This window comes from Virgibacillus sp. Bac332, from assembly GCF_003667785.1.
Classification (GTDB): domain Bacteria; phylum Bacillota; class Bacilli; order Bacillales; family Amphibacillaceae; genus Virgibacillus; species Virgibacillus salarius.
In genome coordinates this window covers 3,338,459-3,361,727 of the sequence record NZ_CP033046.1, presented here as the reverse complement: position 1 = coordinate 3,361,727, position 23,269 = coordinate 3,338,459, and the positions used below count along the sequence as shown (strand labels likewise).

Here is a 23,269-nt window from a genome sequence, read left to right as displayed (position 1 = left end):
GTCAAAGGTCTATGTGAAAACGCATTATTTTAAATAGTTTAAATAGGAGGTAAGTATTAATGACAGATTTATATCCTTTAACAAATGCTCAAAAAAGAGTTTGGTATTCAGAAAAGCTATTTCCATATACGTCCTTATCAAACTTAGGGTTTAAAATACACATAAAAATGAGCATTGATGTAGAGAAGTTAAAAGAGTCAATAGAGAAGTTTATATATTCAGAAGATGTTATGAGGGTACGCTTAAAAGAAAATGCAAACAACGAGCCGTACCAATATGTTAGTGAATATAAGCCTATTCATGTGCCAATTATATCAGAAGAATCCATAAATTCGTGTGGTGTAGACAAATGGTTACAAGAACAAACAAGTGAACCGTTAGAGCTTTATGATTCACCGTTGTACCAGTTTAAAATAATTAAATTAAAAAACAAGGAAACGGTATTATACATAAAGTTTCATCACATTATAATTGATGGTATATCTACAACTATAGCTACTAAATCGATATTAAAAATTTACAATAAAATTATAGCGGAAGACGATTCATTAGAAAAAAATCCACTCAAGTACTTAAATTCCGATGAGGAATATGAAAGATCTAGAAGATATATTAAAGATAAAGATTTTTGGCTAAATGAATTTGTGGATTTTCCGGAGTACTTAGATGAAAGGACAGAAAAGCTATACAATACTAGTACTAATGCTAATAGGTTAGAACAATATATACCAAAAAAATTACAAGAAAAAATGGATTTCTTTTGTAAAGATAATAATGTTAGCATAAACACCTTATTAACTTCTGTATTATACATAAGTTATTCTAGATACACTAATTCTGATGATATAGTTATTGGAACCAATTTTGCAAACCGTACTTCAAGAGAGAAAGATTCTCTAGGAATGTTCGTTAGCACTACACCACTTAGAATGACCGTGGATTATGGAGAAACTACATTAAATTTTATAAAAGCAGTTGAAAGTAAGCAAAAGCAAATAATGCGTCATTATAAATTTCCATATAATAACTTGCTATCTGAGCTTAGGAGACAGCATAAATCACACCAATTAAAACAGTTATATACAATTGCCCTTGAATATCAAGAGTTTCCCATGGACGATAGTAATGTATATTATGAAGGCGTTTTCGGAGGGCAAGAGTTAAATGAATTCTACTTTCATTTTAAAAAGAGAATGGACACAGGAGAAATATACCTGCACTTTGACTACAGGCTGGATATATTTAACGATCAAGAAGCTGAAATGATTGTTAATAGATACTTCCAGCTATTAAATGAGATATTGGAAAAGCCTAATAAACAAGTATTAAACTTAGAGTTATGCACTAAGAAAGAGCGCACGAAACTCTTAGATCAGTTCAATAGTTCTAATGGTTCGATAGTTGAAAGCCCTAAACATAAACATCATACAGTATTGTCACTTTTTGAGGAGAAAGTGAAACAAATGGGTACGAATACAGCAGCAGTGTATAAAAATGAAGAATTAACTTATGATGAATTAAATAATCGAGCAAATTTACTTGCACATGAATTAATAGGAAGAGGAATTCAACCTGGTCAACCCATAGGTTTAATGATGGAGCGTTCCTTAGAGTTGGTCGTCGGAATTTTGGCCATTCTAAAAGTAGGGGGAGTCTACCTTCCAATAGATCCAGAGTATCCTAAGGAAAGAATTAACTATATGTTAAAAGATAGTCAAGTAAGCTTTTTATTGACCAATAACACAGCACTTAGTCCAGAGAAAAGTTCTTTTTCTTTAGGAGAGCTTATCTTAATAAACCTAGACAAGTTAAATCCAGTAAAAGGAAGTGTACAAAATCCTCGTGTAGCTACCACAGCGTATGATACTGCGTATACAATCTACACTTCTGGCACAACTGGTAAACCTAAGGGGATAAATGTTTCACATCGTACTATAACAAATTTAATGAATTTTCAGTTTAAAGAAACGAATATACCTGAAAACGGAAGAGTTCTTCAGTTCACATCTATTGGTTTTGACGTTTCTCTACAAGAAATATTTTCAGCATTATTGGGTGGGGGGACACTTTACCTTATAACAAACAAAACCAGACATAATGTAGGGGAACTATTAAAACTAATTGAAAGATATCAAGTTGAGGTTTTATTTCTTCCTGCTGCGTTTTTAAAAAGCTTGTTTCATTCTTATAAGAAACAAGTGCCTAACTGTATTAAGCATATTATTACAGCTGGAGAACAACTTCACGTCACATCAAATATTAAAAATTATCTAACTGAAAATAATATTAGTCTACACAATCACTATGGACCTGCAGAAACTCATGTAGTAACTACCAAAACCATTGAACCTAAGGGGGATATTCCAGAAAAGCCATCAATAGGTAAGCCAATTACTAATGCCCAAATATATATATTGAATAAATATAAAAAGCTGCAGCCGATTGGTATCGCGGGGGAAATGTATATTTCTGGAATGCCAGTTTCTAATGGTTATATTAATAAACCAAAATTGACTAAAGAAAAGTATATTCCAAACCCCTTTGACTCAAATGAAAAAATGTATAAAACTGGTGATTTGGCAAAGTGGCTTCCAACGGGGGAAATAGAATTCTTAGGAAGAAATGACAATCAGGTGAAAGTTCGAGGTCATCGTGTAGAGTTAGGAGAAATTGAATCAGTACTCACACTTCACAAAAATATAGATGATGCTAAAGTAGTGGACTTCAAGAATAATCATGGTGACACATATCTTTGCGCCTATATAGTAGCTAGTGAGAATATTGCCCCTTCGTTAATCAAAGAATACATTTCTACCAAACTACCAGATTATATGATTCCTCCATTTATTGTTCAATTAGAAGGGATACCACTTAACGTCAATGGTAAAACTGATAAAGCGGCACTACCTAAACCAAGCGAGGAGCATAAGCTCACAAAAACTTATGAACCTCCAAAAAATAATCTTGAAGAAACTTTAATTACTATTTGGAATGACGTATTAAATTGTGAAGGTATCAGTGCTAACAGTAATTTCTTTGAATTGGGTGGGAATTCTCTGAATGCTTTAATGCTTATGGCTAATATTCACAAGCATCTGAACGTAGATGTCCAAGTACGTGTTATTTTTGAGCATCCTACTATAAGAGAACTATCTAACTATATTAGAAGTTTAGATATTATAAGGTTTGAAGAAATTCCACGTGCAAAAAAGCAATCATATTACCCTGTTTCTTCAGCACAGAAGAGGTTAATAGCCATAAATGAAATGAATCCACTATCTACCGCTTACAATATTCCGGTTGGTTTCTATATTAAAGGTGATTTAAATAAGGAACTTCTTGAAGAAGCATTTCACAATTTAATAATGCGTCATGAGGCCTTAAGGACATCATTTAAAGCTCAAGATGGAGAATTCACACAAATAATCTCTAATTATGTAGATTTTTCTTTAGAAAGAAAGAAATTAGAAGAAAGCGAGTTAAAAACAAGAAAGAGAGAATTCATAAGACCATTTGATTTAAGTCAAGCTCCTCTCTTTAGAGCAGAATTAATTACATTGGATACAGGAAGGTATGTGCTTCTTTTAGACTTTCATCACATTATTTCTGATGGAGCATCGCTGAAAATGTTTTTAAAAGAGTTAAGCGACATATATAACGGAGAGAAGTTAGATTATTTACCTATCCAATACAAAGATTTTGCGGTTTGGCAAAATGAAAATTTAGAATCACATAAATTAAATGGCCAACAAAAGTACTGGTTAGAAGAATTGAATGGAAATAAATCATTAGAACTTCCAATAGTTAAAAGACGTTCTTCATTTAAGGGCTTTTCAGGTGATAAAGTAAAATTCACAATAAATCGGGAGCTTACAAGGAACCTGAAAAAACTAACAAAAAAATCAGATACAACAATTTATATGACACTATTAGCAATATATAACACTTTATTATATAAATACACAAAGTCTACTGACATTATTGTAGGTTCTCCAGTAGCTGGAAGGGCGCATGCTGATTTAAGTAAAATAATGGGGGTATTTGTAAATACATTGCCTCTAAGAAATTTTCCAGATGGGCGGAAAACTTTTTGTGAATTTTTAGAAGAAGTAAAAGAAAAGTCTTTAATTAGTTTGCAGAATCAAGAGTTTCCTTTTGAGAAAATGGTAGAAAAGTTAGGTGTGACTGGTGAAGTAAATAGAAACCCAATCATTGATACTATGTTTAGTGTGCAAGATTTTGAAAGTTATAGTCTTAACCTTAAAGATACTAGGTCGACCCCCCAAGAAATAGATATGGATACTTCGAAATTTGATATTTCTTTGTTGATTGAGGATCAAAAGGACACTTTAAATTGCCTAATTGAGTTTAACAATGATTTATTTAATAAAAAGGATATCATTCGCTTATCAAATCACTTTATGGAACTGATAGACCAAATAACTAAAAACCCTGTAAAGACACTAGAAGAATATAACATATTGACAGTGGAAGAAAAGGATAGGGTTTTAGTTGATTTTAATAAAACAGATAAGAATGTGCCAGAAAATCAGACTATTCAACAGATGTTTGAAGAACAAGTATTAAAAGTACCCAACAAAACGGCACTTATTTTAAATAATAAAGAAGTTACGTATCAGACACTTAATAAGAGAGCTAATCAATTAGCTAGAACCTTAAGAAATAAAGGGGTAAAACCTGATCAACCTGTCGGAATAGTAATGGATAAGTCAATTGATATGATTACTGGAATATTAGCCATTCTTAAGTCAGGTGGTGCATATGTCCCTATCGAGAGTGATTATCCTATAGAACGTATAGAATATATAATTAACAACAGTGGAGCTAACTTAATAATCAGTGATCAACAAAACATAGAATACTTAACTAAAAATATCTCATTTGATGGAATATGGATCAGCGCTGATAATTGTACAAATTACAATGAGGATACTAGCAATCTTAAATTGGTCAATAGTTCCCGAGATCTTGCATATATTATTCACACATCCGGTACAACAGGAAAACCAAAAGGTGTAATGATGGAACACATTGGAATACCTAACTTAGTGATGTATAACCAAAAGGTGTTTAATATAAACGAGGATAGTCGGATTGGTCAATTTGCAAGCATCTCTTTTGACGCTTCAGTTTATGAGATTTGGACGGCACTTTTAACTGGGAGTACTTTAGTACTTATACAGAGTGAAGTCATACAAAATTACAAAGACTTTGAAAAGTATGTTAATTTTAAAAAAGTTACTCATTTAGTGTTGCCGCCTACTTATTTAAGACATCTTGAACCAAATACTATGTGTTCGTTGGAAAAGATCATTTCTGCAGGTTCAGCTATAAAAGCAGATTTAGCGAAAAATTGGGGGAAGAAACTTATAAATGCATATGGACCGACAGAGTCAACAGTTCAAGCAACTATTTGGGAAAATCGTAATGGATTAAGTGAATCTTCTAATGTCCCTATAGGTAAACCTATGAATAATATTAAAGTATATATTCTAAATAATTCACTGGTACCCCAACCAATCGGTGTATCTGGAGAAATATGTATATCAGGAATTGGTCTGGCCAGAGGATATTTAAACCTTTCGGAAACAACTGATGAAAAGTTTATTAGTAGTCCCTTTATTTCTGGAGAAAGGTTGTATCGAACAGGGGATCTGGGGCGCTGGCTATCTGATGGCAATATTGAATTTTTAGGAAGAGTAGATCATCAGGTAAAAGTAAGAGGATATCGTATCGAATTAGAAGAAATTGAATCAGTACTATTGAGCCATAAGTCAGTTAAAGATGCAGCGGTTGTAGACCATATGAATACTACAGGAGAAACCTATATAAGCGCTTTTATAACTTCACATCGAAAGTTAAAAGCTTCAGATATAAATGACTATTTATTAGAAAAGTTACCAAGTTTTATGTTGCCTTCATTTATAACCCAATTAGATACTATTCCGCTAACTCATAATGGAAAAGTAGATCGAAAAACCTTGTTGAAGTTGGAAGAAAATGAGCCTAAAGTGAAGGTAGATGTTGTGCTTCCCAAAACCGAAAACGAGAAGGTCTTATTAAAGGTATGGGAAGAAATACTGGGCATCAAGGGAATTAGCGTTCATGATAGGTTTTTTACTATCGGTGGTGACTCGATAAAAGCAATCCAAATATCTACTAAACTAAAATCTCTTGGTTATGACTTAAAGGTTAAAACTATTTTTGAGCATCCGACTATACAAAAATTAGGCGGAAAATTAAGTGTCATAAATAAAGAACTTAATCAGGAAATTGTGACAGGTGAAGTGCCTATGACCCCAATACAAGAGTGGTTTTTTGAGCAGGACTTTACTGATAAGCATCATTTTAATCAATCTGCTCTTCTGTTTTCAAAAGAGGCAGTTAACCCAAATACAATTAACTCAACCCTTTCTAAGATCGTGGAGCATCATGATGCCCTTAGGATGAATTATGTTTTAAAAGAAGATGAGTGGATGCAGTTAAATAAAGGGGTTGATAAAGGAGCATATGACTTTGAGATAGAGGAGATACCAAGTAATAATGTCAGGGAACATATAAATGAAAGAGCGAATAGGTTACAAGAAAGTATGGATATAGAGAAAGGTCCGTTAATGAAAGCTGTTCAATTCAAGACATTAGAAGGAGATTATTTACTCTTGGTAATTCATCATTTAGTAGTGGATGGGGTTTCTTGGAGGATATTACTAGAAGATATTAATATTGGTATAAGTCAGGCCTCATCTTCTAATAATATCAAGTTGACTTCTAAAACCACTTCTTATAAAGAGTGGGCTGAACAGTTGAGAAATTACGCAAATAGTAGAAATTTTAAAGATGAAAAAGATTATTGGTCAAAAATAGAAAATCAACAAGTTGAAGATTTACCTAAAGATAACGTTATAAACAAAGATGTTTATAAAGATAGTCGTGAACATGTTGTTGAACTTAGCTCTCGACAGACCGAATATTTATTAAAAAATGTTCATAAAGCTTTTAACACAGAAATAAATGATATTTTAATTACAGCATTAGGAATAACTTTAAAAGAGTGGGCTTCCAGGGATCGTGTCCTGCTTAACATGGAGGGGCATGGAAGAGAGGAAATACCGGCTGATGTGGATATCACGCGTACTGTGGGATGGTTTACCACTCAATTTCCCGTGATGCTAGATCTACCTAGTAAACCTATATACAAAGAAAATGACTTCTCCGCTTATCTTATTTTAGTTAAAGAAACACTAAGAAAAATCCCCAATCAAGGGATAGGTTATGGAGTTTATAAATACTTGTCCAAAAGAGACAATCCAGAAAAAAACCTACTAAGTAAACCTGAGGTTAATTTTAATTACTTGGGCCAGTTCAGTCATGAAAATGAAAATAACCAATTTAATATTCTCTCTTTTAATAACGGTCGGTCGATAAGTCAAAATCTTGAAAGAACGTTTGCTATTGATTTAAATAGTATGATTAAAGACAACGTATATAGGATGGAAATTAATTATAATAGTAAGCAATATACTGAAGAAAACATTAATAACTTAGGAAGAATGTTCAAAGATAACTTAGAGAAATTAATCCATTTCTGTTTAAATTGCAGTAACCCAGAAAGGACTCCAAGTGACTATGGAAAGAATGGGCTTTCAATTGAAGAATTAAGAAGCATTAGAAAAACAATTAGTAGTGGTCGCAGTATTGAAAAGATATATAATCTTTCTCCAATGCAAGAAGGTATTTTGTACCATGTGCTATACGAAGAAACATCAACTATGTATTTTCTGCAAATGTGTCTAGATATTAATGGTGAGCTAGATATAGAGAAATTTGAAAAAAGTATCAACAAATTAATAAATAAACATGAATCCTTAAGGACTAACTTCTTTTATCAAGGGCTAACAGAGGCAAAGCAAATTGTAATGGATAAGAGAGAACTTAAAGTACAGTTTGAAGATATTTCTTATTTAACTAATAGAGAAATAAATGACTTTATAGAATCTCTCAAACTTAAGGATAGGAAAAAAGGCTTCAATCTAAAAACTGATTTACTGATAAGAGTAATGGTTTTGAAAGTAGCTCATGAAAAATATAAGGTGATTTGGAGCACTCATCATATTATCGTAGATGGATGGAGTAATAGTCTAATTTTAAAAGAGCTCTTCCAAATTTACCGTTCCCTTAGGGAGGGTAATGTACTGATTGCAAATGATTCCTTACCTTATTCGGACTATATTGATTGGTTAAATAAACAAGATAAAAAAGAAGCAATGGATTACTGGAAAGATCTTTTAAGTGGATATGAAGACTTGGTGGGTTTACCTTCTAGAGATAATAATGAAGATAGTATGGAATTAAAGGAAAGTTTAATGAGTCTAGATAAGTCTATGACAGAGAAATTATTCCATTTAACCAAAAAATATGAGGTTACACTAAATAGTATAGTGCAAGGTATTTGGGCTATCCTATTACAGAAATACAATAACAAGGACGACATTGTTTTTGGTACAGTAGTATCTGGAAGAGATCCAGATATTGATGGTATAGATCAGGGTGTTGGTTTATTTATAAATACTATCCCTGTACGCATAAAAGCAGAGAATACAACTTTTTCAAAGTGGGTTCAAACAATTAATAAAACATCTTTGTCATCTCAAGAATATGCTTACTCACCTTTGTATGAGATTCAAGAGAAAGCTTCAGCTATTGAAGAATTGTTTAATCATATTTTAGTTTTTGAAAATTATCCAATGAGTGATGAAATGAAATCTTCCGATTGGGATGAGTCATTAGGGTTTCATGTGAGCGGCATAGAGGCGAAGGAGCACACCAATTATCCTTTAAACTTGATTTTCTACCTTGGCCAAGGATTAGAGTTGAAATTCCAGTATGACGAAAATAAATACGATGGAAATTTTATAGATTCGGTTATAGAGCACTTTAAGAATGTAATATATACTATCTCAGATAATCCTGATATAGAGTTAACAAACATTGACATATTGACAGAAAAAGAGAAAGAAAAGGTTATAGTAGATTTTAATAAAACGGATAAGAATGTGTCAGAAGATAAAACTCTTCAAGAGTTATTTGAAGAACAAGTGATAAGAGTACCTAACAAAACAGCTGTCATTATAAATAGTGAAGAGATTACGTATCAGGCTCTAAATAAGCGAGCTAATCAATTAGCTAGAACCTTAAGAAATAAAGGAGTAAGACCTGATCAGCCTGTAGGAATAATAATGGATAAGTCTATCGAGATGATTACAGGAATATTAGCTATTCTAAAATCAGGCGGTGCCTACTTACCTATTGAAAGTGATTATCCAATAGAACGTATAGAATATATTATCAATAACAGTGGATCTAACTTAATAATCAGTGATAAAAAAAACATCGAACATTTGATTAAGAATATCACATATAATGGTACGTGGATCGACGCTGAAGATTGTAAAAATTACGATAAAGAAACTAGTAACCTTAAATTGGTCAATAGTTCCCGCGACCTTGCATATATTATCCACACCTCTGGTACAACTGGGAAACCAAAAGGTGTGATGATGGAACACATTGGAGTACCTAACTTGGTAATGCATAATCAAAAGGTGTTTAAATTAGAAGAAGAAAGTCGGATTGGTCAATTTGCAAGCATTTCTTTTGATGCTTCGGTAGAGGAAATTTGGACTTCTTTAATTTCGGGGATAACACTAGTGCTTATACCAAAAAGAGTAATTCAAGATTACACTCTTTTTGAACAATATGTTAACGAGTTTAATGTTACAAATTTAATTCTACCCCCGGCTTACCTTGGACAGCTCAGACGTAGTAAGATGGGAGGTTTGAAAACGATAGTTTCGGCTGGTTCAGCGAGTTCACTCGAGCTGGCTGAAAAATGGCAACCTATATACAACAACGGGTATGGACCAACTGAATCTACAGTTAAAGCAACTCTTTGGGATGGAGTAGATAATACGCTAGACATAATCCCAATAGGGAAGCCAATCGATAATACCAGAGTTTATATCCTAAATAACGAATTAAAGCCACAACCTATTGGAGTAACTGGTGAGATATGTATATCAAGTATTGGCTTAGCAAGAGGGTATTTAAACCTACCCGAAACAACTGAGGAGAAATTTATAGCAAACCCTTTTGTTCATGGGGGCAGACTATATAAAACTGGGGACCTTGGGCGCTGGTTACCGAGTGGGAATATTGAGTTTTTAGGAAGGGCTGATCAACAAGTTAAGGTAAGGGGATATCGTATAGAATTAGGTGAAATTCAAACAGTTTTGTTAAGGCACCCATTAATTAAAGATGTGGCTGTTATAGATCAAGTAGATGCGGCAGGGGAAGCTTGTATTAGCGCATTTGTCACTTCAGATCATGAGTTAATCACCTCGAAAGTAAAAGAATATTTATTGGGGAAATTACCATCTTTTATGGTTCCATCTTTCATAATTCAGGTTGAAAAAATCCCACTAAATCATAATGGTAAAATAGATAAAAACTTACTGGAACTAAGCTCTAATATAAGTAATGAAGAGCCACTGGCGGCTAATAACGAGTTAGAGGAAAGGCTAACTGAAATTTGGGAAGAAATACTTTATAAAAAGGGATTAGGTACCAATCAAAATTTCTTTGATTTAGGAGGTAACTCATTAAAAGCAATTTCTCTAATAGGTAAAGTCAAAAAGAGTTTTCGTATTCCAGTTTCTCTAAAGTCTGTTTACCAATATCCAACTATAAAGGAGTTTGCAAAATACATTAAAAGCAATCCCGGAAAGGATGATAATCCAATACTTTTACTTAATAAGAAAAAAGAAGATTACAATGTTTTTTGTTTTCCACCAATCACAGGATATGGAACATTTTTTTCAAGTCTAGCTAAAAATATAAAGTCACACACATTATATGCATTTGACTTTGTTGATCATGAGAATCGCTTGAGTATTTATATGGAAAACATACTAAATATTCAAAATGAGGGACCTTATATATTAATGGGGTATTCTGCCGGGGGACCATTAATTTTTGAATTGGCTCAGTATATGGAGAGTAAAGGTTATGAAGTTTCTGATCTTATCATGTTAGACTCTAGAGCAGAATCTAATACCTCGATAACAAGTCAGAATAGTATAGAAGAACAAACATCTAAAGATGTAGAATACTTTATATCCCAACAAAAATATTCGCATTACTTTAACGAGATTACCAGAGAAGAATTGTTTCACAAAATCAAAGGATATTACAGTTATATATATAGCTTAGTTAATAAAGGTAAGATTCACGGTAGGATCCACTTAGTTGAAGCGGAAGATAGTGGTGAAAATTTCCAACATTGGGACACCCTAACTAACAAATACATTAGGTACAAAGGTTATGGAGTGCATGACGAAATGTTAATTAATCCTAACCTCCAAGATAATTCTAATGTTATTCAAAATATCCTAAACAAAGTTAAAGCTACTTTGAAAATCTAATATTCATTTTTGTGAGGGTATCTTTGTTGTAAGGGGGGACTAACTTTAACTCCCCTTACCTTTTAAGAAGGTGCTAAATAGATTTAATTGAAAATGCCATAACCAATTTGGTCAATAATATTAGAATATAGAAGTAGTTGGTGAATAAAAATGAAAGATTTAAGCCTACATTCCATTTTAAAAAAACATGTAGTAAATACTGATTTAACTATTTGGCACGGTTTCTTTGATGAGTCATCTACTTTGTTAAAAGGGGTGATACAATAATTGTCATTTGAAGAAGTTAATACAGCAAAAAAACACCGTTTTTCAAAGATAGACGTAATTACATGGTTTGACATGGATTACTTAGATACTTATTAAGCAAATATATTGCTGTACAACCTAGAGATATATCATTTTTTCACTCAAATTATTATGGAAAACCCTATATAAATCAGACTAAGGATAGTAGTATTTTCTTTAACTTATCCCACTCAGGCAATCAGTTTTGTATTGCAATTTGGTATGTCAACACTAAATTGGACAAAAATTATAGGGGTTGTCGTTTGAATTCTACGGGTGTTAAATAACCTAGTGTGCCATGAATTCTAATATTATTAAACCAATGAACATAATCATCAAGTTCAAGAGCGATTTGTTCAAGAGAAGTGAAATGAGCTCGGTTAGCGAATTCTATTTTAAATACCTTAAACATCGCTTCGGCTACGGCATTATCATAAGGGCATCCCTTCATACTCAGTGATCGCTGGATACCGAATGTTTCGAGAGCTTCTGATATAAGCTTATTATCAAACTCTTTCTCGCGATCTGTATGAAACATTTTAAAGTTGTTCAAATCACCTCGAATGCTTGATAGAGCCTGATAAACTAGATACGCTGTCTTTTTTGTGCCAGCACTATGTCCAATAATCTCACGATTAAATAAGTCGACAAATAAGCATACATAATTCCACTTTTTATCTACACGGACGTATGTTAAATCACTAACAATAACAGCTAGTTGTTCATCTTGATTAAATTGACGTTGTAGTTCATTCTTTATAAGAGCTTCATTACATGATGATTTATGGCGCCACAGTGTAATTTGAAACAAGTCCCATTTCACGCATAAATTGACCAATACGGCGGCGAGAAACTTGTTTTGGCTCAGCTAACTTGGTTAGTGCTTTTTTGATTTTACGTGTTCCATAATTATTCCGACTCTCTTTAAAAATACGGGATATTTCGTTAGAAAGATCGTTATCTTTTACTTTCTTTCTACGCTTATTACTCAAATCTACTTAATAATAATAGGTGCTTTTCGGAATTTGTAGGACGTAACACATTGCTGATACCGAATATCTGTGAGCATTATTTCGTATCACATCTATTTTCGTCCCATGATCAGCGCTGCTTGCTTTAAAAGTAAGCGTCAAATATTACCCACATATGCAACCTAGCCTCCTGATGAGATAATCTTTACAGATTAATTCTCGAAGGAGGCTTTTTATGTCAGATAAGCAGTTAGAATGGCAGTCAAGAATGGATCAATGGCGCGAAAGCCGTCTTAGCATAGCTGCTTGGTGCCGTAAAGAAAATATCAATACACATCAAATGTATTACTGGAAACGTAAGTTTGATCAACAAAGAGATACCCCTTCATCTACGGATTGGGTTGAAATTAGTCAATCGATTAATAACGATGAGTGTCCATCCCTCGTTATCAAGATAGATAAGCTATTAGTTGAAGTAAAACCACAAGTTGATCGTCAACTTTTATCTGATGTATTACATCCATTCTCACCTGCCCTATTTGTATTTTGTAATCGAAGTAGAGATAAACTAAAAATTCTACAATGGGACAATAATGGTTTTTGGCTTTATTATAAACGACTAGAAACGGGTAAATTTTCTTGGCTTGGCGAATTATCGAAGCAAACAAAAGCCATCTCCCCGCGTCAACTCCGTTGGTTACTGGATGGATTGGCGATTCAACAATCCGCGCACCGTGAAGTTAAAGCACGAACCATTTTATAAAACATAAGAATTCGCTCTATTCAAGGCGGATTCTTTTTCGTATAATAGATTTTATGGAAAAGATAAAGAACGAAAAAGACACCCAATTTTATAAAGAACGCGCGGAGAAACTTAAACTTGAAAAAGAAGAACTTGAAGCAAAGCTAAAATGGTATGAGGAACAATTTAGGCTAAGTCAAAAACGGCAATTTGGTGCTTCAAGTGAACAAAATACGGATCAACTTTCTCTATTTAATGAAGTGGAAGATACAGCCAATAAAGATATAGAAGAGCCGACGATGGAAACAATTACGTACGTTCGTAAGAAAAAGGGCCAACATGACCAGAAGCTTGAGAACCTTCCAACGGAGACGATCGAGTATCGTTTGTCAGAAGAGGAACAGGTCTGTTCTAGTTGTGATGGAACATTGCATGAAATGAGCACGGAAGAGCGCAGAGAAATTGAGATTATCCCTGCACAGGCTAAAGTGAAAAAGCATGTGCGGTATATTTATGGGTGCCGTTATTGTGAACGCCATGAAATTAATACACCTATTCAAATCGCAAAATCGCCATCCCCTGTATATCCACGCAGTTTAGCATCTCCTTCGGCGATGGCGTATTTAATGTCGCAAAAGTACGTAGATAGCATGCCACTTTATCGGCAAGAAAAAGCCTTGGAACGCCTTGGGTTGTCTTTATCTAGACAGGCAATGGCAAATTGGATCATGTATGGTGCAGAGAAGTGGTTATCCATTATTTTTGATCATATGTATCACTATTTGATCAACCAAGAGATACTGCACGCGGATGAAACGACGCTTCAAGTCTTATCGGAACCTGGACGAAAAAGTCAGTCCACTTCGTACATGTGGATGTTTCGAACAGGTAGCGCTCATAAGCCAGTGGTGTTATATGATTACCAACAAACACGTGCCAGTAAACATCCGAAACAGTTTCTACAAGCATTTAATGGCTATCTACATGTCGATGGGTATGCCGGTTACCACGCAATTCCGAATGTGAAGTTGGTTGGATGTTGGGCACACGCACGACGGAATTTCAAAGACGCTTTAACCGCACTTCCCAAGACAGCAAAAGCCTCACGGCTTACTGCACAAGAAGGCTTAAATTTTTGTGATCAGCTCTATAAAGTTGAACGTCAGCTTAAAGACTTGAATGACGTTGAGCGCTATGATGAACGGATAAAATTAAGTCTTCCCATCTTAGAAGAATTTTCTAAATGGTTAAAAGTACAAGCACCGAAGGTGTTACCAAAAAGTGCATTGGGGAAGGCCGTAAAATACTGCAAGTCTCAGTGGCCTAAACTCGAAGCTTTTCTCTCGGATGGACGATTAGAGTTGGATAATAACCGTGCGGAGAGAGCAATTAAGCCCTTCGTTCTTGGGAGGAAGAATTGGCTGTTCAGCAACACCGCGAAGGGTGCAAAAAGTAGCGCTCTTATTTATAGTGTTGTGGAAACGTCAAAGGAAAATAAGCTTAACCCCTATGCGTATTTAAAATATTTATTTGAAGAACTTCCTAATGCGGATCTGACAGATGATAAGGTAATTCAAAAGTATCTACCTTGGTCAGACTCGATACCCGAATATTGTCGTATACCGAGTAAGAAGTAAACCAATCATAGCATGAGCTCAGACCTGAATAATAGGTGTGGGCTATTTGACGTTTACCTTTAAAATATCATTTTCCATCATTAATCGTTGGTTTTCTTTACGTAATCGGGCAAGCTCATTTTCTTCTTCAGATCGATTATCTTTGGCTGCAAAAGAACCTGTTTCCTGGTGATTTTTTATCCAACGATCTAACGCAAAAGGGGTGATATCATACTCTCTTGCAATATTTGCACGCGATTTTCCATTTTGGATAGGCTACACTTGGTTGGACAGTTTCGTTAAGGTCCGTTAGACTTTACTAAATTATGCTCGCTTAAGGAGACTAAAAATGACTAAACGAAACCGTTGAACATTTACCGAAGAATTTAAGAAACAGATCGTTCAGAAGATTCATAATCTGTTTATCATGAATTTCAAATGCTTGAGCTATTTTCTTTGGAAAGCATGGTGAATTACGAGAAAGAGTGCTACAAGATCAACTTCAAAGAAGTAGTGCACTAAACCTCTTAATTATGCAATTAGTGTATGGAATACTGTTTATTTAAGTGAAGCAATAAAAGCTTTGAAGAAAAAAGAAAAATTTAATGAAGAATTATTAAAACATATTTCTCCATTAGGATTGGGACACATTAACTTTCTAGAAGAATACCGATTTAACAAAAAAGAAATTGGACCATTAGACTATCTACGACCACTACAGACAACTTAACAGAAAGAAGCCGATAATTAACTTAGCGTACGAAACTCTCGCTTTGTTTGTTCTACCCTAACATCTAAAGAACAATGATTTGTATAGCTGCTCTCTCGTAATAAAGCAAAATTTTCAGAATAAGATGCCTGTCTATTTTTAACAACGGTTGGATTGTTGTGAGGAAATCCTATAAACATTCTTTTTACTAGGTAAGAACTTGAAAAATAGATACCATAGCCAGCACCGTCTGAACAACATATTCTTCATTTTTGGGAATCTGCGGATGACGTTTAGCTTTCGAGAAGCTTTTCTGTAACAGGAAGCAAACACGATTCAAGAGAAAGAATTTAAATTCATATCCTTTACTCTTTAAGCGTAATAAGTTAACGTATTTTATAGTTATCGTTATAGTTTTCGAGGTGATGATATGAACATAAGAAATATCGACAGAGCTCTACTTACAGGCTTATTTGTAGGAATCATCATTTTTATTTCTGAATACTTCTTTCCTGATACCAATGCTTTCATATCAATCTTTATTGGTGCGCTAGCAGCCTTAATTGGTTATTTAATTGCAGATAAGATACTTCCGAAAGAAAATGATTAAAACCAAACGTTAAAACATGTAAAGAAACGGACGTATTTCTCAACGAAAGAAAACGTTTACCATGCATATAAAGGAATATTAATTGAGAAGTCCGGCTGTTCTAATGTGAGATAAAGGAGAGATTTTAGTTGAGTTTTAAAAGCGAAATTAGTCAATTGGTATGCAGGAAAATTATATCTGCTACAATTTCGGGTTCCTTATTCGCTATAATTTTAGGTTTATTTGTACCACATCCATTTGGTGAAGAGATTAGCTCTGTCGCTGAATACCTTCAAGCGTTCGTACTAGCTGTTCCTGTATATCTTATATATAGTTTCCCAATTATTTTATTATACGGTACAGTAACCTCTATAGTAAGCGACTATATATCCAATTTAATTTCAAATTACACAAGTAAAAATTTAAACATATTCTTCACGATAACATTACATATACTTTTTGGTTTAGTTTTACTTTGGTACAGCCTATTAGCATCTATTTTATATTTTATAACTGATTATATTTTGAGTAAAAAAGATACATATAAATGGAATAATGCTTTAAAAAGCTTAGGAACCCCCATTATAGTCTGGATTGTATTCATGAGTAGTGTGTATATTACGAATATATTCGGGTGAATATCTATTTAAGCTTTGCCTAATAAGGATTAGCGTACTTTATATATAAGATTCAGATTTTTGGATAAGATTTTTAAACTGATTAAAGTGGAGGAGAAATGAAGTACATTAACATTAGTCTAGTTTTGTTTTTAATAAGTTTATGTCTATTACTTGTTGGTCTATTCTTTAATGAAATAAAATATGATCTAATTATTACAGGACTGATTGTGAATTATTTAGGAATAGCTATGCTAATCATTGGTGCTATCATTAAAGAGAGGATATAATGGATAGTTTGATACCATTAGGAATGATTTTTGGATGTGCTCTTGGTGTGATTATGGGGATCGTTTTTGAACCATACTTGCTGTTTACAACGATTTCTGGAACTGTAATCGGCTATTTAATTGGCGTTATTGCTTATGTGATTTATAGTATGAATGAAAAATCGTAATTGCGAAGATAAAATAAGGATTGCTCTGTTTTTGGGTTGATGGAACAGGATTAATCCAAGAAAGGTGAGAAGTTTATGGAAATAATTTTGATGTTTGCAGCTGGTATTATTGTCTTAATAATAGCTGTTTTGGCAATTAGTAAAGGGATTACAGAACGGATCAGAACTCGGGATGTAAATGTGAAGAAAAAGATTGCAAACCTTGAAAATAGGATAGATGCACTCGAAAGTAAAAAAAGATAGGTATTCGAATAATGTGTGGAAATCTCGAAATACTTCATAATTGAACATACAGAAAGGTCAACTATATTTCAGGATATCCTTAAAATGTGTATTCGGTAACTATTGAATGATATAATTGAAAAGATATTCATTAAAATACCTGAAGGAGAGATATATCATGACCAAACATAAAATTTATACAATGAGTGTCGCAAGTGTCTACCCCCATTATGTTACGAAGGCAGAGAAAAAAGAACGTACGAAAACAGAAGTCGATGAAATCATCCGTTGGTTGACAGGGTATAGCCAGAAAGAGTTAGAAGCGCAACTGGAAAAACAGACAGACTTTGAGACCTTCTTCGCTGAAGCTCCTCAACTGAATCCTTCACGGACGTTAATCAAAGGTGTAATCTGCGGTGTACGAGTGGAAGATATTGAAGAACCTATTATGCGGGAGATTCGCTATTTGGATAAACTGATTGATGAGTTAGCAAAAGGAAAAGCGATGGAGAAGATTTTGCGGAAATAATTATTAAAAAGAAGACACAATGCTTCCATTTATAAAACATCAAAGAATCTGTGTTTTTTGTTAAATCTACTATAACCTTAAAACCTTGACTAATCGTGATTCTAGTAATCCGATGTTTGGCTGTAAGACTAGTAATAAATAATTTTTCCATCATTTTCAATTACCCGAAAATTGCTGTCTTAAGAGTCAAAGCTTGATTTACTGGAGAATAACGCTCTATCAAAAGAGAGCGGAGGAAAGAACATAGATCTGGACTATTTTAGTAATCGTATTCATATCTGGTTACTATTTTTTGATAAAGAGTAAATCGAAGCCAATACAAAAATGTTTTTCTTTATTATCCGTTGTTTGTTTATTATTGGCACTTACTCCATTATGGGGATTGAGGTTTATGGATCTTACCATTTGTATTCGGAATATTAGGAATTATATCAGGGTGGTTTGGAATCAAAGGTGATATGAGAATACGTTTATTATTAGCAAACTTAAGGGGTTGGCTTTTTAATTTTTGTGTTTTATAGGTACATTTGGTTCTCAACAGCCATAAATTCTAATGTGGCTTCATCATATTTCCTTCTCCTAAAAAACTTTCGCTAATAAAAATGAATCCTCAATATCATATATTAAGGCGGTCGAAAATGAAACTATTAATCATAGGTTTATTACTATTACTAACTCTAATTATCGCTTTTGTTGTTTCAGGAATTGCAGTAAATAAGCATAATATGAAGAAGAATAAATACGACTTATTAAATTACTTTAAAAATCATAAAGTTTCTCTATCCTTAACCATTAAAGAAAATGGTCGAAATACTCTAGCTATAAATCCGGATAAAAAGTATCCGTTAGCGAGTACAATGAAAATAATAATAGCATATAACTTTGTTAAGAGTGCAATGAATAACAAGATATCCATTGCTGAAAAGGTTAAATTAAACGAACTTGAAAAATTCTACATTAAAGATACAGATGGAGGTGCTCATCCTAATTGGAAATATTCGATAAACTATCCTACGGAAGTATCTTTATTAGAAATAGCTAAAGGGATGATGCAATACAGTTCTAATGCCTGTACGGACTTTTTGATACATAAAATCGGAGTAGACGTTGTGAATGAAAGTATCGAAGTGCTCCAGCTAAATCACGATAAAATAACTTATTTAACATCACCTATTATTATGCCAGGGTATTTATCAGATAAACGGAAGCCAGCTTTAAATAAGTTAGACGCAATGAGTAGTCAGTCCTATCACGAATTAGCAAATGAATTATTTGTAAAAATGCAAGCGAATAGGAGTGATTATCTTAAAGAAAAAACGCCTAAAATGCTAGATCGCAAAATGCAATTGTTAATCACTAAAAGAATGGCTTATTCAACGACAAATCAATATACTGATCTAATGTTAAGATTAGGAAAGGAACTCTTAACCAAAAAGGAAAAAAAGTTATTTAGTGAAATAGTAATAGGTAAAAGTGTAAAAAGTGACAAGGATGACTATTTTTGGTATAAGGGGGGAGCTACACCATACGTTCTAACTTCTGCCTTATATAAAGAATCACAGGATACGACAATATCCGTTTCCCTATTTATTGAGGATGATAAGGGGGGAGATTTATATTGGATAAGAACTATATTTAATGATTTTGTAATCAGTGTTGCCACAGATACGGAGTTTAGAAAAAAGGTAAAGGAAATGGCATAACCGCATTTATTGAGGAGTTTTTTTAAAATGGAATTTAAAGTTAAAAAAGGTTAATCTTATATGACCATCATATTGGTTTCTGCTATCTTGATAATTGTTTTTATATCTATACCCTTTATTTCCTCTTTCAATAGCCTCAACGTTCTAAGCGTACTTTTATGGGCATTTCTTTTAATAACAACAGTAGGTGTATTACTTTGGACTTCCTACGATATCAAGTATACGTTTTATGATGATTTTTTGTATCTACGAGGAGGAATATTTCGCAGTCGTATCCACTTTGATAAAATTTCTAAAGTAGAGTCATTTCAGTTTAAAACATTAGACCTATTGGCTGGTTATCGAATCCTTACTTCTAAAGATGGCATAGAAATAACTTATAATAAAAGATTTGGCGCAGTAAAAATTTCTCCAAATCCAAATCCTTATTTCTATCCGAATTAAAAAAACGTTGTTTCAAGCTCAATTTAAAAATGATGATTGGTGAAACACTTCAAAAGCTCTAATTGACTAAAAGAGAACTTGATAAAGAGAGATAGGATAGTTGTTATTACTTTTAATTTTCTATATTTTGGTTATCCCAATCTGTGTCTTATTACATGAGGTGGGACATGGAATCGGTGTTATAGCTACTTCAAAGTCTCATGCACATGTTTACTTAGGAAATTGAAATAAAGAGAATAAAGAAAATTTCAAATGGGGAAGACTATTTTCATATATATTGGTCCTATATAGGTTTTGTTTATTGGGAAGCAAACTTAAAGAAGCAACAACATGTTGCAGCTCTAGCTGGCAGACCAATAATGTCTTTATTACTTGTGTTTTTGAGTGGATTAATAGCGATGTGGATACAGCAAAATGATTTACACGCATTACTATGGTGGACATCAATATGTAACTTTTTTCAATTCATTGCTACAATTACTCCCGTTACTTATCCACGTTGGATGGGAGCATATTATGGTCATCCATCTGATGGCTTGCAACTGTTACGACTATTAAAGTGATAAATTATGCTGTCAGTCTGTAAAACAATCGAGCGTTTATCCGTAATAGGAATTAGCGCTATTTTTCATTAAAAGAGGCAACTGGAAGAAGCATCGTCAGATTGATTATCGTTGATTCTAAGTGTTAGAAGGATCTGGAAAAAGTAATTGAAAAATCCACTGTAGTATGATATGTTTAATGAAATTTAGGGGTGCGTATTATGGCGTCAGTTAAAAAGATTATTATCTTGTTTTCACAACTACATCATCATATCTAGTAGCCTTGCTATCTGATTTATAATAATCGCAAATAGGAAGGCTATTTATCATTAAACCGTATTTGATTAAGTTCCAAACGTTAATCAGGTGCGGTTTTTATTTAGTCTAGGAAATTATAAAATTTGTCTATGTGATAAATATGGACGTGTTGAGCGGTGTCCAGCTTTCCCCCAGAAATTAGGCGACTTCACGAATCGCTCTACAATAAGTTGTCATCGTCTCCCAAGCACACCGTAATTCATTAATCTTAGGTAATTCGCTTCAGTCGCTACGTTTCTATTCGGGCGTTTGCGCTTTTGTTCTTTTTTAAAAAATTTGGAGGTAAAGCAAATGAAAAAAATGGATTATCAAAATGTAAAAGGTACACAAGATTACTTACCGGATGTTGAAGTACTAAGAAGAGAGATTAGAAGAACATTAGAAGATGTATTTATCCAATACGGATGTAAACCACTGGAAACACCGATATTAAATTATCTGGAATTACTAGCTTCTAAATATGGGGGTGGTGCGGAAATCGTAGAAGAAATGTACACATTAACTGATAGAGGTAAAAGAGATTTAGCTTTGCGATATGACCTTACCATTCCCTTTGCTAAAGTAATAGCTATGAATCCAACACTGAAGATGCCTTTTAAGCGCTATGAAATGGGTAAAGTATTTAGAGATGGACCAATAAAAACAGGAAGGTTTCGAGAATTTACACAATGCGATGTTGATATTGTAGGAGTAGACTCGCAATTAGCAGAAGCTGAATTAATGATCTTGGCATTGGATGCATTTAGTAAGCTTGATTTAAAGGTAACGATTCAATATAATAATCGAAAATTACTAACCGGAATGCTTGGTGTATTTGGTACTGAATTGGAAAAGGTCAATAAAGTCATTTTAATTTTAGATAAACTTGAAAAAGTCGGGTTAAAAGCTGTTCTTTCTGAGCTTAATAATCAAGGATTACCAAAGGCAACGATTATCTCAATTAAACAGTTTTTGACTGATGAAAGAAATACAAGTTTAAGCTACTTTGAATCATTTTCTAAACAAAACGAACAAGTAAGACAAGGTTTAACTGAATTAAAAGAGTTAGAATCTTATTTGGAATTTCTAAATATTAATAAACAATGTGTATTTAATCCATTCTTAGCAAGGGGATTAGAGATATACACAGGTACTATTTATGAAGTGTTCTTATCCGACCAATCTATTAAGTCAAGTATCGGAAGTGGTGGAAGATATGATAACGCAATTGGTGGGTTAATAGGTACAAACGAAACGTATTCAACTGTAGGAATATCATTCGGCTTAGATGTAATTTATACGGCTATGCGTACATCTGAGACCGAATTAAAAGAAAATCCTGATATAGATTATTATATAATTCCTTTAGGTACGCAAAAAGAAGCCTTATTGGTAGCAAATGATCTAAGAAAGAAAGGTTATAAAGTGGATTATGAAATGAGTAATAAAAAAATAGGAAAAGCTCTTGAAAAGGCAAATAAAGAAAAGGTTCGCAATGTTATAATTATTGGTAAATATGAAGTCAATAATAATCAGTTCAAAATTAAAGATATGTTTTCTGGTGATGAAAGAATGGAGTCATTTCAGTTTAGTTGACTTGGAACAAATTTACTAATGTAATGAAAGTAGGCAATAAAGAAGTATTCATCTTTTTTAAACTGATCTTGAATTTGCGTATTCTGCAAGAGGGATGAACGGTATTCGGTATATGTAAAAGTATATATAGATGAACCACTCTCCGATATATAGGAGAGTGTGAAATATAGTACTTAAAGTAATAGGGCATTATTTTTTGTATAAGAATACAAATGTTAAAAATTATTGTTATTATATAAAATAGAGGTTAATTTTAAAGTTTTTCGTCTTGACGAAGCTAAGACATAAAATAGGAAGATCCAAAAGAAAAATTCGAATTACAATACGATGATAAAAATAATAGGAGCATTCCTGTAATGAAGAAATTTGAGGGTTGAACAAAAAAGAGCCCCCTTGGTATAGTACAGGGTGTCAATGCGCATTGACACCGAAATTAATAAATACCAAGG

13 protein-coding genes and 3 pseudogenes are annotated in these 23,269 nt (G+C 33.3%); 13 read left to right on the top strand and 3 right to left on the bottom strand.

The genetic code is table 11. The features are described 5' to 3' along the window. Positions 1 to 59 precede the first annotated feature (59 nt). Positions 60 to 11,501, top strand: a complete 11,442-nt coding sequence (locus D9782_RS16045; RefSeq protein WP_121605185.1) for a non-ribosomal peptide synthetase — start codon at positions 60 to 62, stop codon at positions 11,499 to 11,501. A gap of 532 nt (positions 11,502 to 12,033) precedes the next feature. On the opposite strand, the pseudogene D9782_RS23630 reads toward D9782_RS16045, so the two are convergent. Then, a pseudogene (locus D9782_RS23630) lies at positions 12,034 to 12,904 on the bottom strand (IS3 family transposase); the annotation flags it as partial. Positions 12,905 to 12,992: 88 nt separating this feature from the next. Between D9782_RS23630 and tnpB the strand changes: the two are divergent. Together tnpB and D9782_RS16025 are read left to right on the top strand one after the other, a co-directional pair. After that, a complete protein-coding gene (tnpB, locus tag D9782_RS16030) occupies positions 12,993 to 13,520 on the top strand; it encodes an IS66 family insertion sequence element accessory protein TnpB (RefSeq protein ID WP_162986414.1) in 528 nt (175 codons plus the stop codon). A gap of 44 nt (positions 13,521 to 13,564) precedes the next feature. Then, on the top strand, positions 13,565 to 15,136 hold the full coding sequence (locus tag D9782_RS16025; RefSeq protein WP_371414015.1) for an IS66 family transposase: 1,572 nt from the start codon (positions 13,565 to 13,567) through the stop codon (positions 15,134 to 15,136). 51 nt (positions 15,137 to 15,187) lie between these two features. On the opposite strand, the pseudogene D9782_RS23985 reads toward D9782_RS16025, so the two are convergent. Next, a pseudogene (locus D9782_RS23985) lies at positions 15,188 to 15,382 on the bottom strand (transposase); the annotation flags it as partial. A gap of 179 nt (positions 15,383 to 15,561) precedes the next feature. On the opposite strand from D9782_RS23985, the pseudogene D9782_RS16015 reads away from it, so the two are divergent. After that, positions 15,562 to 15,845: pseudogene (locus D9782_RS16015) on the top strand (Tn3 family transposase); the annotation flags it as partial. A 17-nt stretch (positions 15,846 to 15,862) separates the two neighbouring features. Here D9782_RS16015 and D9782_RS23020 read toward each other — a convergent pair. Further along, the gene (locus tag D9782_RS23020; protein WP_162986413.1) at positions 15,863 to 16,024 is read right to left on the bottom strand and encodes a hypothetical protein; all 162 of its coding nucleotides are present in this window, start codon (positions 16,022 to 16,024) and stop codon (positions 15,863 to 15,865) included. Positions 16,025 to 16,254: 230 nt separating this feature from the next. Here D9782_RS23020 and D9782_RS16010 point away from each other — a divergent pair, with 230 nt between their 5' ends. The 9 genes from D9782_RS16010 to D9782_RS15980 all read left to right on the top strand — a co-directional run bounded on the left by D9782_RS16010 (position 16,255) and on the right by D9782_RS15980 (position 22,820). Then, the gene (locus D9782_RS16010) at positions 16,255 to 16,434 is read left to right on the top strand and encodes a hypothetical protein (RefSeq protein WP_121605181.1); all 180 of its coding nucleotides are present in this window, start codon (positions 16,255 to 16,257) and stop codon (positions 16,432 to 16,434) included. A gap of 715 nt (positions 16,435 to 17,149) precedes the next feature. Continuing rightward, entirely contained in the window at positions 17,150 to 17,320 is a 171-nt protein-coding gene (locus D9782_RS23015) for a hypothetical protein (RefSeq protein ID WP_162986412.1), read from the top strand. Further along, positions 17,320 to 17,487, top strand: coding sequence for a hypothetical protein (locus tag D9782_RS23010; protein WP_162986411.1), 168 nt, complete (start codon positions 17,320 to 17,322; stop codon positions 17,485 to 17,487). The genes D9782_RS23015 and D9782_RS23010 overlap by 1 nt, the downstream gene beginning before the upstream one ends. A gap of 75 nt (positions 17,488 to 17,562) precedes the next feature. Further along, a complete protein-coding gene (locus D9782_RS23005) occupies positions 17,563 to 17,730 on the top strand; it encodes a hypothetical protein (protein ID WP_161629265.1) in 168 nt (55 codons plus the stop codon). 157 nt (positions 17,731 to 17,887) lie between these two features. Continuing rightward, positions 17,888 to 18,238, top strand: a complete 351-nt coding sequence (locus tag D9782_RS16000; RefSeq protein WP_026680525.1) for a DUF2200 domain-containing protein — start codon at positions 17,888 to 17,890, stop codon at positions 18,236 to 18,238. Between the two features lie 638 nt (positions 18,239 to 18,876). After that, a complete protein-coding gene (locus tag D9782_RS15995; RefSeq protein ID WP_162986410.1) occupies positions 18,877 to 19,941 on the top strand; it encodes a serine hydrolase in 1,065 nt (354 codons plus the stop codon). Between the two features lie 60 nt (positions 19,942 to 20,001). Then, positions 20,002 to 20,385: a PH domain-containing protein gene (locus D9782_RS15990; RefSeq protein ID WP_121605178.1), complete on the top strand. Its 384-nt coding sequence runs from the start codon at positions 20,002 to 20,004 to the stop codon at positions 20,383 to 20,385. 380 nt (positions 20,386 to 20,765) lie between these two features. Next, on the top strand, positions 20,766 to 20,948 hold the full coding sequence (locus D9782_RS23625) for a hypothetical protein (protein WP_240455748.1): 183 nt from the start codon (positions 20,766 to 20,768) through the stop codon (positions 20,946 to 20,948). A 588-nt stretch (positions 20,949 to 21,536) separates the two neighbouring features. Further along, on the top strand, positions 21,537 to 22,820 hold the full coding sequence (locus D9782_RS15980; protein ID WP_121605177.1) for a histidine--tRNA ligase: 1,284 nt from the start codon (positions 21,537 to 21,539) through the stop codon (positions 22,818 to 22,820). Positions 22,821 to 23,269 lie beyond the last annotated feature (449 nt).

Coding starts and splice junctions, on each gene's coding strand:
- D9782_RS15990 (WP_121605178.1), top strand. CDS start 20,002: ATGACCATCATATTGGTTTCTGCTATCTTGATAATTGTTTTTATATCT.
- D9782_RS16010 (WP_121605181.1), top strand. CDS start 16,255: ATGAACATAAGAAATATCGACAGAGCTCTACTTACAGGCTTATTTGTA.
- D9782_RS23010 (WP_162986411.1), top strand. CDS start 17,320: ATGGATAGTTTGATACCATTAGGAATGATTTTTGGATGTGCTCTTGGT.
- D9782_RS23005 (WP_161629265.1), top strand. CDS start 17,563: ATGGAAATAATTTTGATGTTTGCAGCTGGTATTATTGTCTTAATAATA.
- D9782_RS23015 (WP_162986412.1), top strand. CDS start 17,150: ATGAAGTACATTAACATTAGTCTAGTTTTGTTTTTAATAAGTTTATGT.
- D9782_RS23020 (WP_162986413.1), bottom strand. CDS start 16,024: ATGTTTATAGGATTTCCTCACAACAATCCAACCGTTGTTAAAAATAGA.
- D9782_RS15995 (WP_162986410.1), top strand. CDS start 18,877: ATGAAACTATTAATCATAGGTTTATTACTATTACTAACTCTAATTATC.
- D9782_RS15980 (WP_121605177.1), top strand. CDS start 21,537: ATGAAAAAAATGGATTATCAAAATGTAAAAGGTACACAAGATTACTTA.
- D9782_RS16045 (WP_121605185.1), top strand. CDS start 60: ATGACAGATTTATATCCTTTAACAAATGCTCAAAAAAGAGTTTGGTAT.
- D9782_RS16000 (WP_026680525.1), top strand. CDS start 17,888: ATGACCAAACATAAAATTTATACAATGAGTGTCGCAAGTGTCTACCCC.
- tnpB (WP_162986414.1), top strand. CDS start 12,993: ATGTCAGATAAGCAGTTAGAATGGCAGTCAAGAATGGATCAATGGCGC.